Source organism: Streptococcus sp. ALY_208, assembly GCF_058314295.1.
In genome coordinates, this window is sequence record NZ_JBZFUI010000001.1 from 385,699 (window position 1) to 407,724 (window position 22,026).

The following is a 22,026-nucleotide window of genomic DNA, read 5'->3' on the forward strand; positions in this document are numbered from 1 at the left end:
AGTATATTAATTTTAGAAAGGGAAATTCCAATGGAAAATGTCTATGATTTAGCCAACGCTTTAGAGCGAGGGATTCGTCATTTGCCTGAATATCAGCGCTTAGTTCAGACAAAGGCTGAGATCGATAAGGATGAGCAGGCAAAAGCTCTTTATCAAGAGTTTTCAGATCTGCAGGCGACAGTTTTGTCAGCTATGCAATCTGGTAATATGCCTGATCAAGATCAGCAATCCAAAGTGACTGAGCTGGGGAAAAAGATTGAAGGCAATGCCTTACTCAGTTCTTATTTAGAAGCGCAGCAGGCCATTTCTGTTTATCTTAATGACATCGAGAGGATTGTTTTTAGTCCTTTACGTGAACTCAATGATTGAGTGCTTAAAGGAGCGGGACAGAACATCGGTAATGCGAAGCATTTGATTTCTAGGCGTCCCAAGATCAGAACTTCCAACCTGCACTTAGCAAATAAAATTGACTAAATAAAAAGGCTGAGACAAAAGTCTCAGCCTTTTTATTAATGTAGGAGAAAGGTTTGATTTTTTAAACTGACTTCTTGGACTTGTGCAAATTTTTTCAGCTTTTTTAGCTCTTCTGGATGAGTAATGAACGTTATAACCATCCCAGACTTTCCCATGCGGCCGGTTCGGCCGGTTCGATGCGTATAGGCTTCCTTATCACGAGGGACTTCATAATTGACAACTATTTCTAAATTTTCAATATCAATCCCCCTAGCAACAAGATCAGTCGCCAGTAACAGGGCTAACTCGTGATTTTTAAATTTTTCTAGAATAACTTTACGGAATTTGACATTAACGTCACTAGCTAGGGAAACAGCAGAAGCACCACTGTATTGAAGGCGTTCCTCAGCGGCTCCTAAGTCGGAGAGACTGTTAAAGAAAACGAGTCCGCGAAAATCAGGGATATTTGACAGCTTACGTAATAAATCTAGCCTGTTACGTTTATCCACTTGAAGGTAGTAATGTTGAATATTGTTGAGTTGCTGATCGCTAAGATCAATGATCTGTGTGTTTGTCGCCAGTTCTTTGTGGTCAACTTTGTCAGTCGCACTCATATAGATCATTTGATGATCTCGGGGAACATAGTGACTGATACGTTGAACAAACTGATATTGAGAATCACTTAATAGTTCATCAAACTCATCCAAGACGATGGTATCGACAGTCATCATCTTAACCTTTTTAAGCTTAACCAGCTCAAAGACACGTCCTGGTGTTCCGATTAAAATCTGAGGACCTTTTTTCAAGCGTTCAATTTGACGCTTTTGACTGGATCCTGATAGTAAAACTTGAGCCGTATAGCCAAGTAGCTCTCCCCAAGTTTTAGTGACTTCGAAAATTTGGCCGGCTAATTCAGTATTGGGGGCTAGGATTAAAATTTGCTGAGCTTTTTTGCTGGTCAGTTTGCTTAAAAGTGGCAATAGATAGGCCAGTGTCTTTCCGGTTCCGGTTGGACTAATGCCTAGTAGGTTTTTGCCGGCCAAGATGGGGGCAAAGGCTTGTTCTTGGATTGGTGTTAGCTCTTGAATGCCAGCTGATTTTAATTGTTCTGCTAAAAGTGAGGGTAATTGAATAGACATAGTGGATTCCTTAATTCTAGTTCGGGACTTTGTAAACAGAGCCTGAAGGTCTTTCTGTCCCTTTAATGGTGACTTTTATTATATCATCTTTTAGGGTATAATAGGGGATGATTTCAGATTAGATACGAGTGGGTTTTTATGCAGAAAAAAACAATTATTATTGGTGTGACAGGTGGTTCTGGTGGTGGTAAAACCAGTGTATCAAGGGAAATTCTCAATCATTTTCCCAATTCTAAGATTGCAATGATTGAGCATGATTCCTACTATAAGGATCAATCCCACCTAACCTTTGAGGAGCGAATATCAACCAACTATGATCATCCTTTAGCTTTTGATACAGAGCTTATGATTGAGCATATCAAGGAGTTGCAGGCTGGTCGCCCGGTGGATATTCCTATTTATGATTATACTCAGCATACTAGAAGCAGTGAAACGTATCGGCAGGAGCCTCAGGATGTTTTTATCGTTGAGGGAATTTTGGTTCTGGAGGATGAACGTCTAAGAGACTTGATGGATATCAAACTCTTTGTCGATACCGATGATGATATTCGGATTATTCGACGGATCAAAAGAGATATGCTGGAGCGGGGTCGCAGTCTAGATAGTATTATTGAGCAATACACCAGCGTGGTTAAACCTATGTATCATCAGTTTATCGAGCCAACTAAGCGCTATGCTGATATCGTTATTCCAGAAGGCGTTTCTAATACCGTAGCTATTGATCTCATCAATACTAAGATCGCTTCTATTTTAGATGATAAATAGTCACATCAACCCTGGTAGATGAAGTTTTACCAGGGTTGAGATCCCTTATTTTAGAACTCATATCTCTGTCACTCTCTATTTTTAAGTGGCAGATTTTTTATTTATCTCTGAACAGCTTTCCAGACTGTTCGGAGCTGTCACTCGGTTAGCCTAACAATTCGGTGAACTGTCTGAGACGGGACCTTGTAAAAATCTTTTAGTTACACAAGGGTAATTAGTAGTGTTCATTAGTGCTAGATCACCTAATAGTCTGTGTAGGGTAATGTTCTTAGTCTAGCAGATCTGGAGATGTATTGATAGATCTTGGTTGTTGTTTTAGCGTGAATTATGCGATTTTTCAGAAAATTTCTAAAAAATCCTTGACATCAATTTATAAATACGTTAGGATAATAAACAAGAATTATCGAAGGGAAGCAGTCAAATGACATCACATTCTACTACAGTTTTATTGTTGAGGGATGAGGGCTAGTGCATAAGCATTAGTCCTGTTTGGCTTACCAAGCGGGCGTCAAAACATCTCGCTTGGAAGAGCGAGATGTTTTTTGTTAGATTGATGAGAAACTTTCGATAACTATTAGAAAGAGGTTGGTCCATGCGTAAAATTGAATTTCTTGATACGACATTGCGAGATGGGGAGCAAACACCAGGTGTTAACTTCTCAGTGAAAGAAAAGATTGCGATTGCTAAGCAATTAGAAAAATGGGGAATTTCAGCTATTGAGGCTGGTTTCCCAGCAGCTAGTCCAGATTCATTTGAGGCTGTTAAGAGCATTGCAGAGACTATGACGACAACAGCTGTAACAGGGCTGGCTCGTTCTGTTAAATCGGATATTGATGCTTGCTATGAAGCGTTGAAAGATGCTAAACATCCACAGGTCCATGTTTTTATAGCGACGAGTCCTATCCATAGGGAATATAAGCTGCAAAAATCTAAGGAAGAGATCCTTGAATTAATTAGGGAACATGTCTCTTATGCACGCCAATATTTTGAGGTTGTTGAGTTTTCTCCTGAGGATGCGACACGTACAGAATTGGATTACTTACTTGAGGTTGTTCAAACAGCTGTTGATGCTGGTGCTACTTATATCAATATTCCAGATACAGTTGGTTTCACAACTCCTAAGGAGTTCGGCCATATTTTTAAGTATTTGATTGAACATGTAAAATCTGATCGTAATATTATTTTTAGCCCTCATTGCCACAATGATTTGGGTATGGCAACTGCTAATACCCTGGCAGCTATTAAAAATGGTGCTGGCCGTATTGAAGGAACTGTCAATGGTATTGGTGAGCGTGCTGGTAACGTGGCTCTGGAGGAAGTTGCTGTTGCGCTTAATATTCGTGAAGATTACTACCAAGTATCTAGTGATGTAGTTCTTAATGAGACGGTGACTACCTCAGAAATGGTATCTCGTTTCTCTGGGATTCCAATACCTAAAAATAAAGCTGTGGTTGGTGGCAATGCCTTTTCTCATGAATCTGGTATCCACCAAGATGGTGTGCTTAAGAATCCGTTGACCTATGAAATTATCACTCCAGAATTGGTAGGAGTGAAAAAGAACTCTTTACCATTAGGGAAATTATCAGGGCGTCATGCCTTCGTTGAGAAGCTTAGAGAGCTTGATTTGAATTTTGCAGAGGATGAAATTCTTGAGTTGTTTGCCAAGTTCAAGAAATTGGCAGATAAAAAACATGAGATTACGGATGCTGATATTATAGCCCTGGTGGAAGGTGTGGAAGTCAATAATCCAGAAGGTTTCCACTTTGCTGATCTTAAGCTAACTTCTAACAATGACGAAACTGTAACGGCAGTGGTAACTATGGCAAATGTGGATGCTGAAAGAGTCGATGTTGTTGCCAATGGTAAGGGATCGGTAGAAGCTGCTTTCAATGCTATTGATAAGTTCTTCAATCAGACGGTCAAATTACTTAGCTATAGTATTGATGCGATAACAGATGGTATCGATGCTCAGGCTCGTGTGTCGGTATCTGTTGAAAATGTTGATACTGGTACCATTTTTAATGCCACGGGTGTTGAGTTTGATGTGATGAAGGCAAGCAGTATAGCTTATATCAATGCTAATGCTTTTGTCCAAAGGGAAAATGCCGGTGAGATAGGTCATCGTCTGTCTGAGAAAGACATGTAGACAAGGGAGATTGGTATGACAAAAAAAATTGTTAGCCTAGCTGGTGATGGAATTGGTCCTGAGATCATGGCCGCAGGACTAGAAGTTCTTGAATCCGTAGCTAAGAAAACAGGATTTGATTACATAGTAGAAGCCTATCCTTTTGGTGGAGCAGGGATTGATATAGCAGGGCACCCACTGCCCGAGGAAACTTTGAAGGCTGCTCGGCAAGCAGATGCTATTTTGATGGCAGCGATTGGCTCACCAGAATACGATCATGCGTCTAGTCGTCCAGAACAAGGTCTCCTAGCCTTGCGTAAAGAACTTAATCTCTTTGCAAATATTCGTCCGCTAAAAATCTTTGAGCCTCTTAAGCACTTGTCGCCACTCAAGCCTGAGCGTATTGCTGATGTGGATTTTGTGGTTGTTCGTGAATTGACGGGAGGGATTTACTTCGGGGATCATATTCTTGAAGATGAGACAGCGCGTGACATCAATGAATACTCTGAGAAAGAAATTCGACGTATCATGGTTAAAGCTTTTGATATAGCACGTACTCGTCACAAGAAGGTGACAAGTATTGATAAACAAAACGTGTTGGCTACCTCAAAGTTATGGCGTAGGGTAGCAGATGATGTCGCAAAAGAGTATCCAGATGTTACCTTGGAGCATCAGCTGGTGGATAGTGCAGCTATGCTGATGATTACAGATCCAGCCCGCTTTGATGTTGTCGTGACAGAGAATCTTTTTGGTGATATCTTGTCAGATGAAGCCAGTGTTTTGCCTGGTACTCTAGGTGTTATGCCTTCTGCTAGCCATTCAGAAAAAGGGCCAAGCTTATATGAACCCATTCACGGCTCAGCTCCAGATATTGCTGGTCAAGGACTGGCCAATCCGATTAGCATGATTTTATCAGTTGCTATGATGTTACGTGAGTCTTTCGATGATGATCGGGCTGCCAGTATGATTGAGACAGCAGTAGAGCGTACCTTGGCGCAAGGAATCTTGACTCGTGATCTAGGCGGTCAGGCTGATACCTCACAAATGACCGCTGCTATTATTAGTCATTTATAAAATGATGTGGTTGATCTTAGGAATATGGAATGCTTTGAGCTTCATGCTTTATGCTCTTGATAAGCGGCGTGCTGCTAAGGGAGAATGGCGCATTTCTGAGAAGACCTTGCTATTGGTCTGTTTAGTTGGTGGTGGTATAGGTGCCTTTCTAGGTGGTAGGCTCTTTCACCACAAGACTTTAAAATGGTATTTTAAGATGTCTTGGTATTTAGGTATCATGATAGATGCTGTAATAATATATCTGCTATGGAGTGTTTAATATGAGTGGAAAATCAATTTTTGATAAAATCTGGGATCGTCATGTGATTACAGGAACCCAAGGAGAACCCCAGCTCATGTATGTGGATCAACATTATATACATGAAGTAACAAGCCCACAGGCTTTTGACGGTCTGCATGAAGCTGGGCGTCAGCTTCGTCGACCGGATTTGACCTTTGGAACTTTTGATCACAATGTACCGACAGTTAATATTTTTGATATTCGTGATGCCATATCAAAGGCGCAGATGGATGCTTTAGAGCGCAATGTCAAGGAATTTAATGTTCCTTATGCGCCACACGGTGCCGAAAATCAAGGCATTGTTCATATGGTTGGTCCTGAATCAGGTAGAACTCAACCTGGGAAATTTATCGTGTGCGGTGATAGTCATACTGCGACACATGGGGCCTTTGGCGCTATCGGATTTGGTATTGGGACGACAGAAGTGGAGCATGTTTTTGCGACACAGACACTTTGGCAAGTGAAGCCTAAGAAACTCTTGGTTCGCTTTACAGGTAAACCACAAAAGGGGGTTTATTCAAAAGATTATGTCCTAGCTTTGATCGCTAAATATGGTGTTTCTGTCGGTGTCGGTTATGTTGTTGAGTATGTTGGTGAAGCTATTGAAGCACTCAGCATGGAAGAGCGTATGACCATTTGTAACATGTCCATTGAATTTGGCTCTAAGATAGGAATTATGAATCCTGATCAAACAACCTTTGATTATGTTCAAGGACGTGAAGCAGCGCCGAAGGGAGCTGATTTTGAAGCGGCAGTTGCTGATTGGAAGACACTAGTATCAGATCCAGATGCCCATTATGATAAGGTTATCGAGATGGATGTGTCTGATTTAGCTCCTATGGTGACTTGGGGAACCAATCCATCTATGGGGGTATCGTATGATGAAGTCTTTCCAGAGATTAGAGATATGAATGATGAGCGGGCTTATCATTATATGGATCTTAAACCAGGCGGTAAAGTCGAAGATATAGAAATTGGTTATATCTTTATCGGTTCTTGTACCAATGCTCGTCTCAGCGACTTAAAAGTAGCAGCAAACTTTGTCAAAGGAAAGCATACAGCTCCGAATGTGACCGCAATCGTAGTGCCTGGATCACGTCCAGTGAAGCGAGCGGCAGAAGCGATTGGCTTAGATAAAATATTTTTGGATGCAGGATTTGAATGGCGGGATCCGGGCTGTTCTATGTGCCTAGGAATGAATCCTGATAAGGTTCCTTCTGGTGTCCATGCGGCTGCAACCAGCAATAGGAACTTTGAGGATCGTCAAGGGGTTGGTGCTAGAACTCATCTTTGTAGTCCAGCTATGGCAGCTGCCGCAGCTATAGCAGGTCACTTTGTTGATGTTCGTCAATTACCAGAAGCGCAGTAAGGTGTAATCAGTACTATGGAAAAATTTACAGTATATACTGGGACCACGGTTCCCTTGATGAATGATAATATCGATACCGATCAAATCCTTCCCAAGCAGTTTTTAAAGCTGATTGATAAAAAAGGTTTTGGTAAGTACCTCATGTATGAATGGCGTTATTTGGATGATGATTATACTGAAAATCCAGAGTTCATTTTTAATACTAGTCCTTATCGCAAGGCTACTATCCTGATCACAGGAGATAATTTTGGTGCTGGGTCTTCACGGGAGCATGCGGCATGGGCTCTGGCTGACTACGGATTTAAGGTCATTATTGCTGGTTCTTTCGGGGATATTCATTACAATAATGACCTTAACAATGGGATTTTGCCGATTGTCCAACCTTTGGATGTGCGCCAAAAATTAGCTGCCCTTGATCCTACCGATCAAGTGACAGTAGACCTGCAATCTCAAAAGATTCTATCTCCGGTAGGGGAGTTTAGCTTTGAGATTGATGGCGATTGGAAGCACAAGCTGCTCAATGGTCTTGATGATATTGGGATTACACTTCAATATGAAGATTTAATCGCTGAGTACGAAAAAAATCGTCCAAGCTATTGGCAGTAGTAATGCTTTGTTGGTTTTTGAAAATTCAGAAAATTACTTGAAAAGTAGCTCGTTTCATGCTAAAATGAGCGAGTCGATATTTGATTTAGATGGAGATAATAATTTATGACGAAACATGTGCAGTGGGATGGAAATCTTAACCAAGAAGGCCTTGAGATTCTTAAGGGTGAAGGTGGTTGTATTGTGACCCCAACCAAGGTTGGCTACATTATTATGACCAGCGATAAAGCTGGCTTGGAGCGTAAGTTTCAAGCCAAAGATCGTAATCGCAATAAACCAGGTGTAGTTCTTTGTGGTAGCATGGATGAGCTGCGTGCTCTAGCCCAGTTAACCCCTGAAATCGACAGTTTCTACCAAAAACACTGGGATGATGACATTCTTCTTGGCTGTATCCTCCCGTGGCGTGAAGATGCTTATGCTAAGCTCCAAGCATTTGGAGATGGTCGTGAAGAGCTGATGACCGATAGCCGTAAGACTTCATGCTTTGTGATCAAGTTTGGTGTAGCTGGTGAACAGATCGCTAAGGAAATGTGGGAAAAAGAAGGTAAGATGGTCTATGCGTCCTCTGCCAACCCATCTGGTAAAGGTAACCGTGGTAAGGTTGATGGTATCGGGGATAAGATTGAAAATGCTGTTGATTTAGTTATTGAAGCAGATGACTACGTGGCATCTATTCAGCCTGATAAAACAGTGGAAACCCGCTATGAGCAAGGTGTGATGGTTTCTATGGTTGATAAGGACGGTAAACTCATTCCTGAACAAGGCAAAGGTAGCCGCTCTATTGATAACTGTCCGGTCGTTATTCGCAAGGGTCTAGATATTGATAAAATTATGATGAATTTATCAGATACCTTCAACTCTTGGAACTACCGCCAAGGTGAATATTATTAAGAAGAAGCAAATCACTCATCAGAGTGATTTTTTGCTATTATAGCTGCTACTATTCTAGGAGAACGGCAATGTATAAAGCTAAAAACGCTTCATTCAGGAGAGATAATTTAGAGGTTGACTACCTTACTTTTGGCTTGGGCAAGCAGCCGCTGATTTTGATTTCAGGATTGAGCCTGTCACGCTTGCGTGGGAAGGCTTGGCAGATGTCTGTCATGTACCGGCTCTTTGCCAAGAATTATAAGATTTATATGTTTGACCGCAGGAATCATATCCCGACAGGTTATCAAGTATCAGATATGGCAGATGATTTAGCTTTGGCGATGACAGCGTTAGGTCTTAAAAGTGCGCATGTTGTAGGAATATCACAGGGCGGTATGATCGCCCAAAGTCTAGCCATTAAGCATCCAGAATTAGTTAGCCGCTTAGTGCTGGGAGTAACCCTGTCGCAGCAAAATGCTTGTGTTCAGTCAACTATTGGCGGCTGGATAGCCTTAGCCCAAAAGCATGATTGGGAAGGTTTAATCAAGGACATGTTTGCCAAAATGTATTCGGACACTTATGTGCGCAAGCACAGATGGCTGATTGCACTCTTGGCTAAATGCTTAAAACCAAAGGAGATTGAGCGTTTTCTGATTTTGGCTGAAGCCTGTCTGACCTTTGATGTCTACGAAGATCTCCCGGCCATCAACTGTCCGACGCTTGTCATTGGCGGTGCGAAAGATTTGGTGGTATCTGGCCAAGCCAGTCTAGAGCTGGCAGATAAGCTGGGGTGTTCTGTCTACCTTTATGAAAATTTGGGGCACTCAGCCTACAGTGAAGCTAAAGATTTTAATCAGAGGGTCTTTGATTTTTTGCAAAAGAAAAAAGACTAATTAAGTTTAACTTTTGTATAATATGGACTTTTTTGAAAGTAAAATGACAAAATTATTGCATTTTTAAGTCAAAATCTTTGCGTTTTCAAATAGGCTACACTATAATAACTCCTGTATTAATTATTTATGGGAGGGAAAAATGAAAAAATTTTTCGCAGAATTAATTGGAACCTTTATGCTTGTCTTTATCGGGACGGGTTCAGTTGTATTTGGTAATGGTATGGAAGGGATTGGCCATGTTGGGATTGCCCTTGCTTTTGGGCTGTCAATCGTAGCAGCAGCTTACTCTGTAGGTACTGTTTCAGGTGCTCATCTCAATCCAGCTGTTTCCATTGCTATGTTTATCAATAAGCGTTTGTCTTCTAATGAATTGATCAATTACCTTGTTGCTCAAATTCTTGGTGCAATTCTTGCTTCAGCCTCTCTTTTCTTTTTGGCTAGTCAGTCAGGATTGAAAATTGCTAAAGTTGGGCTTGGACAAAATGCTCTGGCTGAGGGTGTGAGTCCATTAGCTGGTTTTCTTTTTGAAGTTCTAGCAACCTTTATTTTTGTTCTTGTTATTGTGACTGTAACATCCGACAGTAAGGGAAATGGTAAGATTGCAGGGATTGTTATTGGTTTAACTTTAGCCCTTATGATCTTGCTAGGCCTTAATATCACTGGCTTATCAGTAAATCCTGCTCGTAGCTTGGCACCAGCTCTTTTTGTTGGTGGTGATGCGCTTGCTCAAGTATGGATCTTTATCCTAGCGCCTATCATCGGTGGTGCTCTTGCTGCTGTAGTTGGAGATAAACTACTGGGAACTGAAGAATAATTTATGGGAGGTGGGACAAAAGTCTGGCCTCTTTTTACGACTTTTAATATCTTTAAAAGTTAGCTCTTGTTGGTCTTTTTTGCTATAATGTGGATATGAATAATAAAGAAAAACAATCAAATTATGAGTTATTGCTAGCGCAGTTGGAATCTCTTTTAGAAGGAGAGACTAATCCATTGCCAAACTTGGCTAATGCCTCTGCCTTATTGCGTCAAGGGCTTCCCAATTCTGTATTTACAGGCTTCTATCTTTATGATGGTAGTGAACTTTTGTTGGGACCTTTTCAAGGTCATGTTTCTTGTGTCCATATCACCCTTGGTAAGGGGGTCTGTGGGGAATCGGCTCAAAAAAGACAGACCTTGATCGTTGACGATGTGACCAAGCATGATAATTATATTGCTTGTGATTCAGCTGCCATGTCTGAGATTGTCGTTCCGATGATCAAAGATGACCAGTTGCTTGGTGTCTTGGATTTAGACTCTTCTGAAATCGGCGATTATGATGCAGTGGATCAGGAATTTTTAGAAAAATTTGTTGCTATTTTAGTTGAAGCGACTCAATGGAATTTTGAGATGTTTGGAGTAAATGGGTAATGTACCAAGCTCTTTATCGTAAATACCGCAGCCAGAATTTTGCTGAGCTAGTTGGACAGGAAGTTGTGGCTACCACCTTAAAGCAAGCAGTAGCGTCTGGTAAAATTAGTCATGCTTATCTTTTTTCAGGTCCAAGAGGAACTGGGAAGACTAGTGTGGCTAAAATTTTTGCTAAGGCCATGAACTGTCCTAATCAAGTGAATGGGGAACCTTGTAATACCTGCGATATTTGCCGGGACATTACTGAAGGCAGTCTGGAGGATGTTATCGAAATCGATGCGGCATCCAATAACGGTGTGGATGAAATCCGTGAGATTAGAGATAAGTCGACCTATGCACCGAGCCGAGCTACTTATAAAGTTTATATTATTGATGAGGTTCACATGCTTTCTACTGGGGCTTTTAACGCCCTCCTCAAAACCTTAGAAGAACCTACGGAAAATGTTGTCTTTATTTTAGCAACGACAGAGCTCCACAAAATTCCTGCGACTATACTATCCAGGGTTCAGCGCTTTGAGTTTAAGACGATCAAATTGCCTGCCATCAGGCAGCATTTAGCAGAAATTTTGGATCAGGAAGGGGTTGCCTACGAAAAGGATGCTCTCAATCTTATTGCACGTCAAGCAGAGGGTGGTATGCGCGATGCCCTATCCATTCTTGATCAGGCTTTAAGTTTGTCAACTACTTCTGAAGTTACTCAGGAGATTGCAGAAGAAATCACCGGTAGTATTGGACAAGAAGCCTTAGACAGCTATGTCTCTAGTATTTCCTCTGGTGATAGTCTGTCTGCTCTTGATGCTCTCAATCAGATATTTGACAGTGGTAAGAGTATGAGTCGTTTTGCGACAGATTTGCTGGATTATTTTAGAGATCTTTTGGTTGTGCAAGTTGGTGGTGAAACTATCCGTTTTAGCCAAGGGTTTGAATCCAATCTCCACCTGACACAAGCTAGGATTTTCCAGATGATTGAGCAAGTGACCAAGAGTCTACAAGAGATTAAAAATGGGGCTCAGCCAAAAATCTACGCAGAAATGATGACCATTAGTTTGGCTGATCAAGTCTCTGATTCCACAGTATCTTCTGCGTCTCAACAGCTAGAAGAAGAAATAGCTCAATTAAGGCAGGAGCTTTCTTCACTTAAGAGTCAGATTCAGTCAGGAGACTTAGCTGTTCTACCCAATCACGATAGAAAGCCTAAGTCTAAGGCAGTTTTTACTTACAAGGTAGATAAGTCTAAGATCCTTACTATCATGGAAGAAACGGTTGCTGATAGTGAAAAATCTCGTCAATACCTTGATGCTCTTAAGTCTTCTTGGAATGAGATTTTAGATGCTATTAGTCCTCAGGATCGGGCGCTTTTACTAGGGTCTGAGCCAGTACTTGCCAATAGTGAAAATGCTATCTTAGCCTTCCAATCCTCCTTTAATGCAGAGCAGGCGATGAAGCGAAGTGATTTAAATACCATGTTTGGTAATATCATGAGTCAAGCCGCTGGTTTTTCTCCTCAAATCATGGCAGTGCCTAAGGCTGATTTTGAGGAGATTCGTACTGAGTTTGCCCAGCATATGCGCCGGCAAAAAGATTCAGCATCGCCTGATCAAGTCAGTCAAGAAGAGGAAGTATCGCATCTGATACCAGATGGCTTTGAATTTTTAAGTGATAAGATGGCTATAGCTGAGGATTAAGAGGTGAGTTAAAGTGGCTATTTTATCAGGATATGATATTTAAAGCATTAATAAAACTTGGAACGCCTATGTCCCAAGTTTTTTTGGTATAATCTAACTATTATGAATCGGATACAATTTATGTTTGCAGCTCTTAGAAGTGCTGTTGAGAGTTATTTTTTCAGTAGTGCCCTTATAGATGGCCAGAGTTTTCTAGCAGTGTTTTGGGGGATTCTTTTGATACAAGAATTGAGACGAGCTTACCTTGCCGATCGTCTCCTAAAGGAAGTTTTGAAAAACTTTCCTAAGTTTCCCAAGAAGTAAGACTAACTTCTCCTGAATGTAAGAGCATTTCCTTGCCGTCGTCCAGTTGGACTAAGAGTTTGCCGTCGTCAGTGATAGCTTTGGCTCTGCCGCTATAGCTTTTTGGTCCTTGTGTGAAGGTCACTTGTTTGTCTATAACGAGTGATCTTTCTTTATATACCTTGATGAGATCTTTTTCTGGGGTATTAAAAAAGGTAGTCCAGATTTTTGAGATCAGTTGATTGCGCGTGATGTTAGGCTGACTGGTAAATAGGCTACCTGCTTTATCAGAAAGATTTGCGGGAAAATCTTCTACAAAAAAATTGAGGCCAATGCCGATATAAACATCTGTGATAACGCCTGTTTCAATAGAAGACTGCGCCTCTGTTAAAATACCAGCCAGCTTCTTTTTCCCAAGATAAATATCATTGACCCACTTGATTGAGACCGTTTGCTGAGTGAGCTCTTGAATGGCCTTGTAAATGCTGGCTGCTATCATCATGGTGTAGTTGGGCATTTTATGATAGTGGATATTAGGTTGAAGGTGTAGGGTCATATAGATGCCACCGGTCTTTGGAGCATAGAAAGGGCGTTCAAATCGCCCTCTTGCCCCAGTCTGACTAGGCGCAAGGTAGAGTGAAGGAGTATTGTCAGAAGCAGCCTTGGCATCATCTTGGGTAGAGGTTGAGTTTTCATTTAAATAGACGGCTAGAGAAGTCTTTGCTGCAATTTCCTCTGGGAGAAGGAGGTCGCCTTTGATGAGACGATAGCCCTTGTTTTTTTGAACCTCTATGGTGATTCCCTTTTCTTCTAGGGTTTTGACAGCTTTCCAGATGCTTGTTCTTGAAACTCCCAATGTTTTGGCTAGATCTTCGCCGCTGCTAAATTCATGTCGCTGGGATAAGAGGGTGTATAACTGTTGATAAGTTTTCATGCTAGAAGCTCCTCTTTTTATTTTCTTATCTATCATTGTATCATAATCCTTTAGGCTTACTTGATAAAGTAGGAGGGCTGCACGAGATCTCCTTCGCAAGATCTAGAGATTTATGATAGAATAAGGAGGTTAATTAGTCCCGAAAAGGTGGTTATCTAGTTTTCTGGGTAGCCAGTGCTTTGTAACTTTTTAACATTATATCAGTGATAGTGTTTATCACGAGACATTAAAAGGGGGACATATCTATGTCAGAACGTAAACTTTTCACGTCTGAGTCAGTATCTGAGGGACATCCAGATAAGATTGCTGATCAGATCTCCGATGCTATCTTAGATGCTATCTTATCTAAGGATCCAGATGCTCATGTCGCTGTTGAAACCGCTGTTTATACTGGCTCTGTCCATGTTTTTGGTGAGATTTCGACGGATGCTTATGTGGATATCAATCGTGTCGTGCGTGATACGATTGCAGAAATTGGTTATAATAATGCGGAGTATGGCTTTGCAGCAGAATCAGTTGGTGTTCATCCTTCCTTGATTGAGCAGTCTCCTGATATTGCTCAAGGGGTTAATCAAGCCTTGGAAGCTCGTCAAGGAGCAGTTGATGAGCTTGATTTGATAGGTGCTGGTGATCAGGGGCTCATGTTTGGATTTGCGGTGAATGAAACGCCTGAGCTCATGCCTCTGCCTATTTCTCTGTCGCATAAGCTAGCCCATAAGCTAGCAGAGTTACGCAAATCTGGCTCACTTGATTACTTACGTCCAGATGCTAAATCTCAAGTAACGGTGGAATATGATGAGCAGGACAAGCCAGTACGAGTAGATACAGTGGTGATCTCCACTCAGCATGATCCAGAAGTTTCTAATGATCAGATCCATGAGGATATCATTAATCATGTGATTAAAGAAGTGATCCCTGCGGATTATCTAGATGAACAGACTAAATTTTATATTAATCCAACCGGTCGCTTTGTTATTGGCGGACCGCAGGGAGATTCTGGACTGACTGGGCGTAAGATTATCGTCGATACTTACGGTGGTTACGCTCGTCATGGTGGCGGTGCTTTTTCTGGAAAGGATGCAACTAAGGTTGATCGTTCAGCCTCCTATGCAGCTCGCTATATTGCTAAAAATATAGTTGCTGCTGGTTTAGCTGATAAGGCTGAGGTACAGTTAGCCTATGCTATTGGGGTGGCTCATCCGGTTTCAGTACGGGTGGATACCTTTGGAACCTCTTCTGTCTCAGAAGCAGTGCTTGAAAAAGCTGTTCGCGACAATTTCGACTTACGCCCGGCTGGTATCATCAAGATGCTTGACCTTAAGCGTCCTATCTACCGCCAGACGGCGGCTTATGGTCATATGGGGCGCACTGATATTGATCTTCCATGGGAAAGATTGGATAAGGTTGAGGCGCTTAAGACTGCTGTCAACTAAGAGTTATTGATTGTAAAGGTTTGAGCTATGCTCAAGCCTTTTTAGCTGCATTAACTGGAGCTTTTGAAGCCTTTTTTCATCTCCTTAGATGGATGTATAGTTTGTCAAGGGGCGTAAAGTTTGATATACTTATAAAGCTATTTATCAAGTATTATAGAAAGAAAATTTGGAATGAGAAAAATTGTCATTAATGGTGGGAAGCCACTTTCTGGTGAAGTGGCTGTTTCTGGCGCAAAAAACAGTGTGGTTGCTCTGATTCCAGCCACTATTCTTGCAGATGATATTGTGACTCTTGAGGGAGTTCCTGCTATCAGTGATGTGGATACTCTAATTGAGATTATGGAAATTATGGGAGCTAAAGTTGATCGTAAGGGAGAAACTTTAGTGATTGATCCTCGTGCTGTCAAGGATCAACCAATGCCTTTTGAGCAGACAGACAGTCTTAGAGCTTCTTATTATTTTTATGGTAGCTTATTAGGCCTGTTTGGACGAGCAGTTGTTGGTCTTCCCGGTGGATGTGATTTGGGTCCTCGTCCTATTGACCTACATCTCAAGGCTTTTGAGGCTATGGGAGCTAAGATGACAGAAGAATCCGATGCCATGCGTTTAGAGGCTGATGGCCACTCCATGAAGGGGGCTCATATTTATATGGATACTGTCAGTGTGGGGGCGACTATCAATACTATGCTGGCAGCTGTCAAAGCGACAGGACGAACTGTCATTGAGAATGCGGCACGCGAACCTGAAATTATTGATGTAGCGACTCTCTTAAATAATATGGGAGCTCATATTAGAGGAGCTGGGACTAATATTATTACCATAGATGGTGTTGAAAGATTGGGTGGGACTCATCATCAAGTCATTCCCGATCGTATCGAAGCTGGTACCTACATTGCGCTTGCAGCAGCAGCTGGTGAAGGGGTTCGTGTGAGCAATGTCCTTTATGAACATCTAGAGAGCTTTATCTCTAAGCTTGAAGAAATGGGTGTTCGTATGACTATTGAGGAAGATTCCATCTTTGTCGAAAAGCAAGAAAATCTTAAGGCTATTTCCATTCGTACCAGCCCTTATCCAGGATTTGCTACAGATTTACAACAGCCTTTGACACCTTTGTTGTTGATGGCTAGTGGTCAGGGGCATATTCAAGATAGCATTTACCCAGAGCGAGTGAGACATGTGGCCGAGCTTGAACGCATGGGTGCTAATATTTCAGTGATTGGTGGTCGCATTGTCTACAAAGGGCCAAATGAGCTAAAGGGTGCTAAAGTTAAGGCCTCTGATCTTAGGGCTGGGGCTGCTCTTGTTACGGCTGCTTTGTTGGCTAAAGGGCAAACGGAAATTACTAATATTGAATTTATCCTGCGTGGTTATTCCAATATCGTTGAAAAGCTCAGAAGGCTCGGAGCTGATATTACTCTAGTTGAAGCTTAGATAGAAGAACTGGTTCAGAGATTGGACCAGTTTTTATTAATCAATTATCACAAAAGAAGCCTTATGCATTTAAGGTAAGTAAAAATCAGATTTTTGACAAAGGGTTGATGAAAGCCTAGAATAGCTCTTGAACAAAAATAAAAGGAGATATGTTATGAAAGTATTTGTTATTGGTGCTAATGGGCGTGTTGCTAATCAGTTGTTGAAGCGCTTGGCAGATAAGGGCCATGATGTTATAGCTGCCTTGAGAAGTCCTGAAAAATTAGAAGATATACCAGGTGTGACTAAGGTTGCCTTTGATCTACATGCAAAAGCTGATGCTATGGCAGATCAGCTGTCTGGTGTTGATGCTGTCTACTTCTTAGCCGGTTCGCGTGGTAAAGATCTTTTACAAACCGATGCTTTTGGAGCTGTTAAGGCCATGCAAGCCGCTGAAAAAGCTGGTGTTAAGCGTTTTATCATGCTCAGTGCTATTTTGTCTACTGAACCTGAGAAATGGGATCAGGCTGGTGTCAATCAATTATCTGATTACTATGTTGCTAAATTCTTTGCGGATAACTATCTGATGCAAAGCACTCAGCTAGACTATACTATTCTCCAGCCAGGTGCCTTGGTAGAAAAGCCAGGTAAAGGGCTAGTGGATCTAGCACCGGCTGGTGTTGGCAGTATTAGTATTGAAGATGTCGCCAAAGTTTTGGCGCTTGTTCTGGAGAGTGATAATACTGTCGGTAAATTAATTCCCCTAGTTGAAGGTGATACTGCTGCTGAGGAGGCTATCAAAGCTATATAAGAGAAGAAACCTTATATTATTTGATCATAAGTTTGATAGCCATAGTATTATTTTAGTAAGGAATCAGAAAATGTCTAATCAAAATTTTGAAGAGATTGTTTTTAACCGTCGTTCTATTCGTCAGTTTGATCCATCTGTTAAGATCAGTCAAGAAGAGATGCTTGAAATGATTGATCAGGCTGTAACAGCACCATCTGCTGTCAACATGCAACCTTGGCGCTTTATGGTCGTTGCTTCTCAGGAGGCAAAAGCTACTTTATCAGAGCTTTTGTATGGGAATCAGTTGCAAAATGATACATCGGCAGCTATGGTTTTAGTGTTTGGTGATAGGCAATGTCATAGCTATGCTGAGGACATTTATGATCAAGCTGTAGCTGAGGGTAAGATGCCTAGGGAGGTCCGTGATCGCCAACTTGCTACTATTGTTCCTATGTATGAAAACAAGACAGATCAAGAAATGGAAAGTACCGTGAAAATTGATGCTAGCTTAGCAGCCATGCAGTTTATGCTAGTAGCACGTGCACATGGTTACGATACTAATCCGATTGCAGGTTTCGATGCGGCTCATTTAGCTCAGGCTTTTGGTTGGGATCCAGATCGCTATGTTCCCGTGATGATTGTGGCTGTAGGTAAAGCAGCAGAAGCAGGTCATAATTCTGTTAGATTGTCTGCTGAACAGGTCACCGCATTTAAATAGTAGGTGAGAGGGCTTTTTTATGAAGATTTCTGTTTTAAACCTTGTCCCTTTACGGCAGGGACAAAATTATCGTGAAGCTATGGCTGATATGGTAACCATGGCTAAAAAGATTGAGGCATTGGGCTATGAGCGCCTCTGGATTGCCGAGCATCACAATATGAAGAGCGTGGGATCAAGTGCAACTGTCTTACTTATGCAGGAAGCTTTGTCAAAAACTACCAGTATTCGTGTCGGCTCTGGGGGGATCATGCTTCCTAATCACAGTCCTTATATTGTAGCTGAGCAATTTGGGACATTGGAGACCCTTTATCCGGGACGTGTTGATCTTGGTCTGGGACGAGCACCTGGGACTGATATGCAGACAGCGCGTGCCTTACGGCGTTCTGATGATTTAAATCCGCATTTTTCAGAGGATTTAGAGGAGTTACAGGGCTATTTTAAGGATACCAATCCTGTATCGGCATATCCAGCTGCAGGTATTCAAGTGCCTTTTTATGTTCTTGGTTCAAGTACTGATAGTGCTTATTTAGCAGCTGAGAAGGGACTTCCTTATGCCTTTGCCTCTCATTTTGCTCCGGCTATGATGGAAGAGGCAGTAACCATTTATCGTCGTTATTTTAAGCCATCTGATGTTTTGGATGAACCTTACGTTATCATTGGTGCTAATGCTGTTTTAGCAGATAGTGATGATGAAGCACGGCAGTTAGCAACGACACAGTTGCAGTCCTTTTTATCTATTGTAACAGGACAGCCCAGTGGTTTGATGCCTCCTCTTGCTAATGAGGATGATGTTTGGAAAGACTATGTTCGAGCTTATAAGGTTCCCCACTTTGGACCAGTTGCTTTTGAACGTGAAGATGTCATTCATCGAGAAAAGATGATTGTTAAGCAGATGTCAAGAATTTCATTGGTAGGTCATACGGATACCGTTAAGCAGCAAATCCAGTCTCTTCAGTCAGCTGTTAATCCAGATGAGATCATCGTTAATAGCTATATTTATGATCAAGCAGCCCAGCTTCATTCTTTTGAACTCTTGAAATCAGTTATTGATGGTTTGTAATAGTTATCCCTTGCTATATGTTTCTTCCTTATGGACACCGAAGTAGTAGGGGAGTTGATGATGAGTTTTGACGACAAAGGAGATGTTATGTCAGTTAGACCAGCGATTATTGAGGATATAGCAGATCTTGAAGAACTGCTAAAGCAAGTGCTTAGGGTCCATCATGACGTTAGGCCAGATATTTTCTTAGCACAAGGGCAAAAATTTAGCTCCCAAGCACTTAGAAAGATGATTGAGGATGGTCAACCTATTTTTGTCTATACAGATAGTTCAGGACAAGTCTTAGCCCATCTTTTTTTGAGTATTGAAGAGGTCAGTAAATCACCTTTGGTGCCGAGAAAAACGCTTTTTATAGATGATTTGTGTGTCGCAAAAGAAGCTAGAGGACAAGGAATTGGTCACACCCTCTTACAATTTGCTAGAGACTATGCAAAAACGCAAGGCTGCTACAATCTCACACTGCATGCTTGGAATGATAACCAGGAGGCTCTAAAATTTTATCAGAAGGAAGGGTTTAGAGCACAGGTAACAACTATGGAAGAAATTCTGTAAATTATAAAGAGTAGCCCTTACATAACTTTTTTAATTATGCTATCCTTGATATATAGCTAAAAAATCAAGGATAGCTAAGTGAGGCTTAGTAAGCCCTTGAAATATAACTAAATGGAGTTGTTATGCCTCGTAATTTTAAAGAAGCACTGTTCTTTACCTGTTTGATGTGTGGATTCATGGTCTGTGGTATGAGTCTGTGGAACTTGACGGTTCTACATGTATCAGGAGTAGAGCCCTTTAAGTGGTCTCACTTTTTCCTCGGATTACTACCAGGATTTGCGGTAGCCTTTATCCTAGATATGGCTTTGGTTGGTCCGATTGCTAAGGGACTTGCGACTAAAATTCTTCATCATCTCAAAGCTCACGATAAGCGTTGGGCAAAGATTTTAGCTATTTCAGGGACTATGTGCCTATTTATGGTCAGTTTGATGTCAATCTACGGCTTGTTGGTTAATGGGCGTCCGCTGACAGCAGTGAACTATGGCCAAGCCTGGTTGACCAATATTGTCTGTGCCTTGCCGCTTAATTTTTTGGTAGCAGGTCCTATCTCTCGCTTCATTCTGAGTCATTTCCAAAAACCTTTACCAGGTGAAGAAGTCATTGAAGATTTTGACAATGATGATGAGATTCCTACAATTATCTAAGTGTCTTGAAAAAACTCTAGTGAGTCAGAGCTGTCGTTGATTATCAGCTTTACTTGCTAGTTTTTTTAGTATTCGGGCTATTTGTAGTCTAAATTTAATCTGGTTGACTACTGCAAGCGGTTTAAGTATGGTAAAATGGTGGAATCAATAGAACTTTAGACTAGAAAGGGTAATGTTGGCCGTGTCTGATTTTGTAGCTGAGTTTCCTCAGTTTCTGATGATAAAGTTTATCGTAGTATCATCACTTTGGTCCTTATTTACTCATATCACGGGGATTAGACCTAAATTCTACCAAGGATTTCTTTTAGTAGGTGTTCATTTATTATTATCATTGTTGCTGACACCATTTGCCTTTATTGGTGGAGTTGGATCAGAAATGACGCTTGCTGGACTCTATTATCTTTTGCTCTTGTTTGTATTCGATCGTAAGAGTCCTTTTTTGGAGAAGCTATTTTTTGCCTTTTATCCTCCAGTCTTGTACGCTATTTTGTTTAACTTTATTGCACGGATGCTTTTTCCTTATCTGTTTGACATTAAGTTTGAAATTTTTAGGACCAACTTTGTCTGGTGCATGTCAATGTTGATCGTATTAAACTTGAGTGAGCGATTTTTACGGGAATTTTTTCAGGTTAATTACCTGGCCCTCAAGGAAAATATCTGGCTAGATAATAGGACTCGTCTTAATTTTTATTATTGCTTGACTGCAGTCATGGCTTATTTTGTCACTCAGCATCTCTTGAGCTTGGCGGAGGCTTTTCAGGTAGATCGCGTTCTATTTTTTCCTTTTTATCTTGCTTATAATGTGATTACTTTGCTTTATCTTGGGATTTTGTTTCAAATTTTGATCACGACGGATTATTACTCTCGTGAATATTTGAAAATGCTAAGGGAGCAAGAGCAGAAGCACTATCTGGAAAATCTAGAAAATTATAGCCATCAGCTGGAAGAACTCTATCGTTCTGTTCGAGCTTTTAGGCATGATTACAGCAATATCTTATTGAGTCTACGGACCAGTATCAATAGTGGGGATATTGGACAGGTGCGTCAAATTTTTGATGAAGTGTTTCGAAATAGTATTGTTGGTTTAGAGACCAAGGATTATCAAACCAAGTTGATCAATGTTACTGTTCCTGAATTAAAGTCATTCCTTTATCTTAAGCTGAGTGAATATGATAATCAGAAGCGAAAATTTATCCTGGAGATTTCTGATTTGATTTTGGATTATGGGGTGACTAGTACAGTAGGCCTGATGGTTCTCTCGGAGATGTTTGATCGGCTTAAGGCTGTGGTAGATCGAGATGCTGATGCAGTCCTGGTCTTAAAGATTTCTGATGATGGTGAGTGTCAGCTGATTAGTCTGGGCATTACTCCTTTTAAGTCACAGGACTTATTAGATTTGGCTGAATTATCTTTGGAATCACGGAAAATGTTGAATCACTATCATGAGTTAGAATTTTATCAAGGGATGCATGGCCAGACCTTTGTGCAAGAAATACAAATTAGGAGAAAATCTGATTGATGGATTATTTGCCTTGTT

At 41.2% G+C, this 22,026-nt stretch carries 23 protein-coding genes; 21 read left to right on the top strand and 2 right to left on the bottom strand.

The genetic code is table 11. From position 1 onward, the window contains the following. The first annotated feature begins 30 nt into the window (after window positions 1-30). The gene (locus tag AC4HAI_RS01870; protein ID WP_491110194.1) at window positions 31-369 is read left to right on the top strand and encodes a YlbF/YmcA family competence regulator; all 339 of its coding nucleotides are present in this window, start codon (window positions 31-33) and stop codon (window positions 367-369) included. A gap of 140 nt (window positions 370-509) precedes the next feature. Here AC4HAI_RS01870 and AC4HAI_RS01875 read toward each other — a convergent pair whose 3' ends face one another. Next, the gene (locus AC4HAI_RS01875; RefSeq protein ID WP_491110195.1) at window positions 510-1,592 is read right to left on the bottom strand and encodes a DEAD/DEAH box helicase; all 1,083 of its coding nucleotides are present in this window, start codon (window positions 1,590-1,592) and stop codon (window positions 510-512) included. Between the two features lie 138 nt (window positions 1,593-1,730). Between AC4HAI_RS01875 and udk the strand changes: the two genes are divergently transcribed. From udk to AC4HAI_RS01935, 12 genes are all read left to right on the top strand, one after another. After that, entirely contained in the window at window positions 1,731-2,357 is a 627-nt protein-coding gene (gene udk, locus AC4HAI_RS01880; protein WP_491078378.1) for a uridine kinase, read from the top strand. Window positions 2,358-2,949: 592 nt separating this feature from the next. Beyond that, window positions 2,950-4,503, top strand: coding sequence for a 2-isopropylmalate synthase (locus AC4HAI_RS01885; RefSeq protein ID WP_491078379.1), 1,554 nt, complete (start codon window positions 2,950-2,952; stop codon window positions 4,501-4,503). Between the two features lie 15 nt (window positions 4,504-4,518). Next, window positions 4,519-5,556, top strand: a complete 1,038-nt coding sequence (gene leuB, locus AC4HAI_RS01890) for a 3-isopropylmalate dehydrogenase (RefSeq protein WP_491078380.1) — start codon at window positions 4,519-4,521, stop codon at window positions 5,554-5,556. Between the two features lies 1 nt (window position 5,557). Beyond that, window positions 5,558-5,815: a DUF1294 domain-containing protein gene (locus AC4HAI_RS01895; RefSeq protein ID WP_491078381.1), complete on the top strand. Its 258-nt coding sequence runs from the start codon at window positions 5,558-5,560 to the stop codon at window positions 5,813-5,815. Window position 5,816: 1 nt separating this feature from the next. Next, window positions 5,817-7,205, top strand: coding sequence for a 3-isopropylmalate dehydratase large subunit (leuC, locus tag AC4HAI_RS01900; protein WP_491110196.1), 1,389 nt, complete (start codon window positions 5,817-5,819; stop codon window positions 7,203-7,205). A gap of 15 nt (window positions 7,206-7,220) precedes the next feature. Then, window positions 7,221-7,811, top strand: a complete 591-nt coding sequence (leuD, locus tag AC4HAI_RS01905; RefSeq protein ID WP_491078383.1) for a 3-isopropylmalate dehydratase small subunit — start codon at window positions 7,221-7,223, stop codon at window positions 7,809-7,811. 105 nt (window positions 7,812-7,916) lie between these two features. Beyond that, on the top strand, window positions 7,917-8,702 hold the full coding sequence (locus AC4HAI_RS01910; RefSeq protein WP_491078384.1) for an L-threonylcarbamoyladenylate synthase: 786 nt from the start codon (window positions 7,917-7,919) through the stop codon (window positions 8,700-8,702). 68 nt (window positions 8,703-8,770) lie between these two features. Next, window positions 8,771-9,574, top strand: a complete 804-nt coding sequence (locus tag AC4HAI_RS01915; RefSeq protein ID WP_491110197.1) for an alpha/beta fold hydrolase — start codon at window positions 8,771-8,773, stop codon at window positions 9,572-9,574. A 139-nt stretch (window positions 9,575-9,713) separates the two neighbouring features. Beyond that, window positions 9,714-10,388, top strand: a complete 675-nt coding sequence (locus tag AC4HAI_RS01920; RefSeq protein ID WP_491110198.1) for an MIP/aquaporin family protein — start codon at window positions 9,714-9,716, stop codon at window positions 10,386-10,388. A gap of 95 nt (window positions 10,389-10,483) precedes the next feature. After that, complete coding sequence (locus tag AC4HAI_RS01925; protein ID WP_491078387.1) at window positions 10,484-10,981, top strand: GAF domain-containing protein; 498 nt, start codon at window positions 10,484-10,486, stop codon at window positions 10,979-10,981. After that, window positions 10,981-12,666 (top strand): DNA polymerase III subunit gamma/tau, encoded by a 1,686-nt coding sequence (gene dnaX, locus AC4HAI_RS01930; protein ID WP_491110199.1) that lies wholly within the window; start codon window positions 10,981-10,983, stop codon window positions 12,664-12,666. Before AC4HAI_RS01925 ends, dnaX begins: the two co-directional genes overlap by 1 nt. A 102-nt stretch (window positions 12,667-12,768) precedes the next feature. Further along, window positions 12,769-12,969, top strand: a complete 201-nt coding sequence (locus AC4HAI_RS01935; protein WP_491078389.1) for a DUF3272 family protein — start codon at window positions 12,769-12,771, stop codon at window positions 12,967-12,969. Here the strand turns inward: AC4HAI_RS01935 and birA are convergent. Next, complete coding sequence (gene birA / locus AC4HAI_RS01940; protein ID WP_491110200.1) at window positions 12,950-13,882, bottom strand: bifunctional biotin--[acetyl-CoA-carboxylase] ligase/biotin operon repressor BirA; 933 nt, start codon at window positions 13,880-13,882, stop codon at window positions 12,950-12,952. The genes AC4HAI_RS01935 and birA overlap by 20 nt on opposite strands. A 245-nt stretch (window positions 13,883-14,127) precedes the next feature. Between birA and metK the strand changes: the two genes are divergently transcribed. The 8 genes from metK to AC4HAI_RS01980 all read left to right on the top strand — a co-directional run bounded on the left by metK (window position 14,128) and on the right by AC4HAI_RS01980 (window position 22,008). Continuing rightward, a complete protein-coding gene (gene metK / locus AC4HAI_RS01945; protein ID WP_491110201.1) occupies window positions 14,128-15,315 on the top strand; it encodes a methionine adenosyltransferase in 1,188 nt (395 codons plus the stop codon). Window positions 15,316-15,486: 171 nt separating this feature from the next. After that, window positions 15,487-16,746: a UDP-N-acetylglucosamine 1-carboxyvinyltransferase gene (gene murA, locus AC4HAI_RS01950; protein WP_491110202.1), complete on the top strand. Its 1,260-nt coding sequence runs from the start codon at window positions 15,487-15,489 to the stop codon at window positions 16,744-16,746. A 154-nt stretch (window positions 16,747-16,900) separates the two neighbouring features. Next, window positions 16,901-17,536 (top strand): SDR family oxidoreductase, encoded by a 636-nt coding sequence (locus AC4HAI_RS01955; RefSeq protein WP_491110204.1) that lies wholly within the window; start codon window positions 16,901-16,903, stop codon window positions 17,534-17,536. A gap of 70 nt (window positions 17,537-17,606) precedes the next feature. Next, window positions 17,607-18,233 (top strand): nitroreductase family protein, encoded by a 627-nt coding sequence (locus tag AC4HAI_RS01960; protein ID WP_491110205.1) that lies wholly within the window; start codon window positions 17,607-17,609, stop codon window positions 18,231-18,233. 19 nt (window positions 18,234-18,252) lie between these two features. Then, window positions 18,253-19,293 carry an LLM class flavin-dependent oxidoreductase gene (locus AC4HAI_RS01965; RefSeq protein WP_491110206.1) on the top strand — a complete coding sequence of 347 codons (1,041 nt, stop codon included), beginning with the start codon at window positions 18,253-18,255 and terminating at the stop codon, window positions 19,291-19,293. A gap of 87 nt (window positions 19,294-19,380) precedes the next feature. Continuing rightward, a complete protein-coding gene (locus AC4HAI_RS01970) occupies window positions 19,381-19,845 on the top strand; it encodes a GNAT family N-acetyltransferase (RefSeq protein ID WP_491078396.1) in 465 nt (154 codons plus the stop codon). Window positions 19,846-19,967: 122 nt separating this feature from the next. Continuing rightward, window positions 19,968-20,489 carry a DUF2798 domain-containing protein gene (locus tag AC4HAI_RS01975; RefSeq protein WP_491110207.1) on the top strand — a complete coding sequence of 174 codons (522 nt, stop codon included), beginning with the start codon at window positions 19,968-19,970 and terminating at the stop codon, window positions 20,487-20,489. Between the two features lie 181 nt (window positions 20,490-20,670). After that, the gene (locus AC4HAI_RS01980; protein WP_491110208.1) at window positions 20,671-22,008 is read left to right on the top strand and encodes a hypothetical protein; all 1,338 of its coding nucleotides are present in this window, start codon (window positions 20,671-20,673) and stop codon (window positions 22,006-22,008) included. Window positions 22,009-22,026: the final 18 nt, after the last annotated feature.

Bases quoted from the DNA above. Each gene is read 5' to 3' on its own strand.
- murA (WP_491110202.1), top strand. From the start codon at position 15,487: ATGAGAAAAATTGTCATTAATGGTGGGAAGCCACTTTCTGGTGAAGTG.
- AC4HAI_RS01895 (WP_491078381.1), top strand. From the start codon at position 5,558: ATGATGTGGTTGATCTTAGGAATATGGAATGCTTTGAGCTTCATGCTT.
- udk (WP_491078378.1), top strand. From the start codon at position 1,731: ATGCAGAAAAAAACAATTATTATTGGTGTGACAGGTGGTTCTGGTGGT.
- AC4HAI_RS01875 (WP_491110195.1), bottom strand. From the start codon at position 1,592: ATGTCTATTCAATTACCCTCACTTTTAGCAGAACAATTAAAATCAGCT.
- AC4HAI_RS01910 (WP_491078384.1), top strand. From the start codon at position 7,917: ATGACGAAACATGTGCAGTGGGATGGAAATCTTAACCAAGAAGGCCTT.
- metK (WP_491110201.1), top strand. From the start codon at position 14,128: ATGTCAGAACGTAAACTTTTCACGTCTGAGTCAGTATCTGAGGGACAT.
- leuD (WP_491078383.1), top strand. From the start codon at position 7,221: ATGGAAAAATTTACAGTATATACTGGGACCACGGTTCCCTTGATGAAT.
- AC4HAI_RS01915 (WP_491110197.1), top strand. From the start codon at position 8,771: ATGTATAAAGCTAAAAACGCTTCATTCAGGAGAGATAATTTAGAGGTT.
- AC4HAI_RS01885 (WP_491078379.1), top strand. From the start codon at position 2,950: ATGCGTAAAATTGAATTTCTTGATACGACATTGCGAGATGGGGAGCAA.
- leuB (WP_491078380.1), top strand. From the start codon at position 4,519: ATGACAAAAAAAATTGTTAGCCTAGCTGGTGATGGAATTGGTCCTGAG.
- AC4HAI_RS01970 (WP_491078396.1), top strand. From the start codon at position 19,381: ATGTCAGTTAGACCAGCGATTATTGAGGATATAGCAGATCTTGAAGAA.
- AC4HAI_RS01955 (WP_491110204.1), top strand. From the start codon at position 16,901: ATGAAAGTATTTGTTATTGGTGCTAATGGGCGTGTTGCTAATCAGTTG.
- birA (WP_491110200.1), bottom strand. From the start codon at position 13,882: ATGAAAACTTATCAACAGTTATACACCCTCTTATCCCAGCGACATGAA.
- leuC (WP_491110196.1), top strand. From the start codon at position 5,817: ATGAGTGGAAAATCAATTTTTGATAAAATCTGGGATCGTCATGTGATT.
- AC4HAI_RS01975 (WP_491110207.1), top strand. From the start codon at position 19,968: ATGCCTCGTAATTTTAAAGAAGCACTGTTCTTTACCTGTTTGATGTGT.
- AC4HAI_RS01920 (WP_491110198.1), top strand. From the start codon at position 9,714: ATGAAAAAATTTTTCGCAGAATTAATTGGAACCTTTATGCTTGTCTTT.
- AC4HAI_RS01870 (WP_491110194.1), top strand. From the start codon at position 31: ATGGAAAATGTCTATGATTTAGCCAACGCTTTAGAGCGAGGGATTCGT.
- AC4HAI_RS01965 (WP_491110206.1), top strand. From the start codon at position 18,253: ATGAAGATTTCTGTTTTAAACCTTGTCCCTTTACGGCAGGGACAAAAT.
- AC4HAI_RS01960 (WP_491110205.1), top strand. From the start codon at position 17,607: ATGTCTAATCAAAATTTTGAAGAGATTGTTTTTAACCGTCGTTCTATT.
- AC4HAI_RS01935 (WP_491078389.1), top strand. From the start codon at position 12,769: ATGAATCGGATACAATTTATGTTTGCAGCTCTTAGAAGTGCTGTTGAG.
- dnaX (WP_491110199.1), top strand. From the start codon at position 10,981: ATGTACCAAGCTCTTTATCGTAAATACCGCAGCCAGAATTTTGCTGAG.
- AC4HAI_RS01925 (WP_491078387.1), top strand. From the start codon at position 10,484: ATGAATAATAAAGAAAAACAATCAAATTATGAGTTATTGCTAGCGCAG.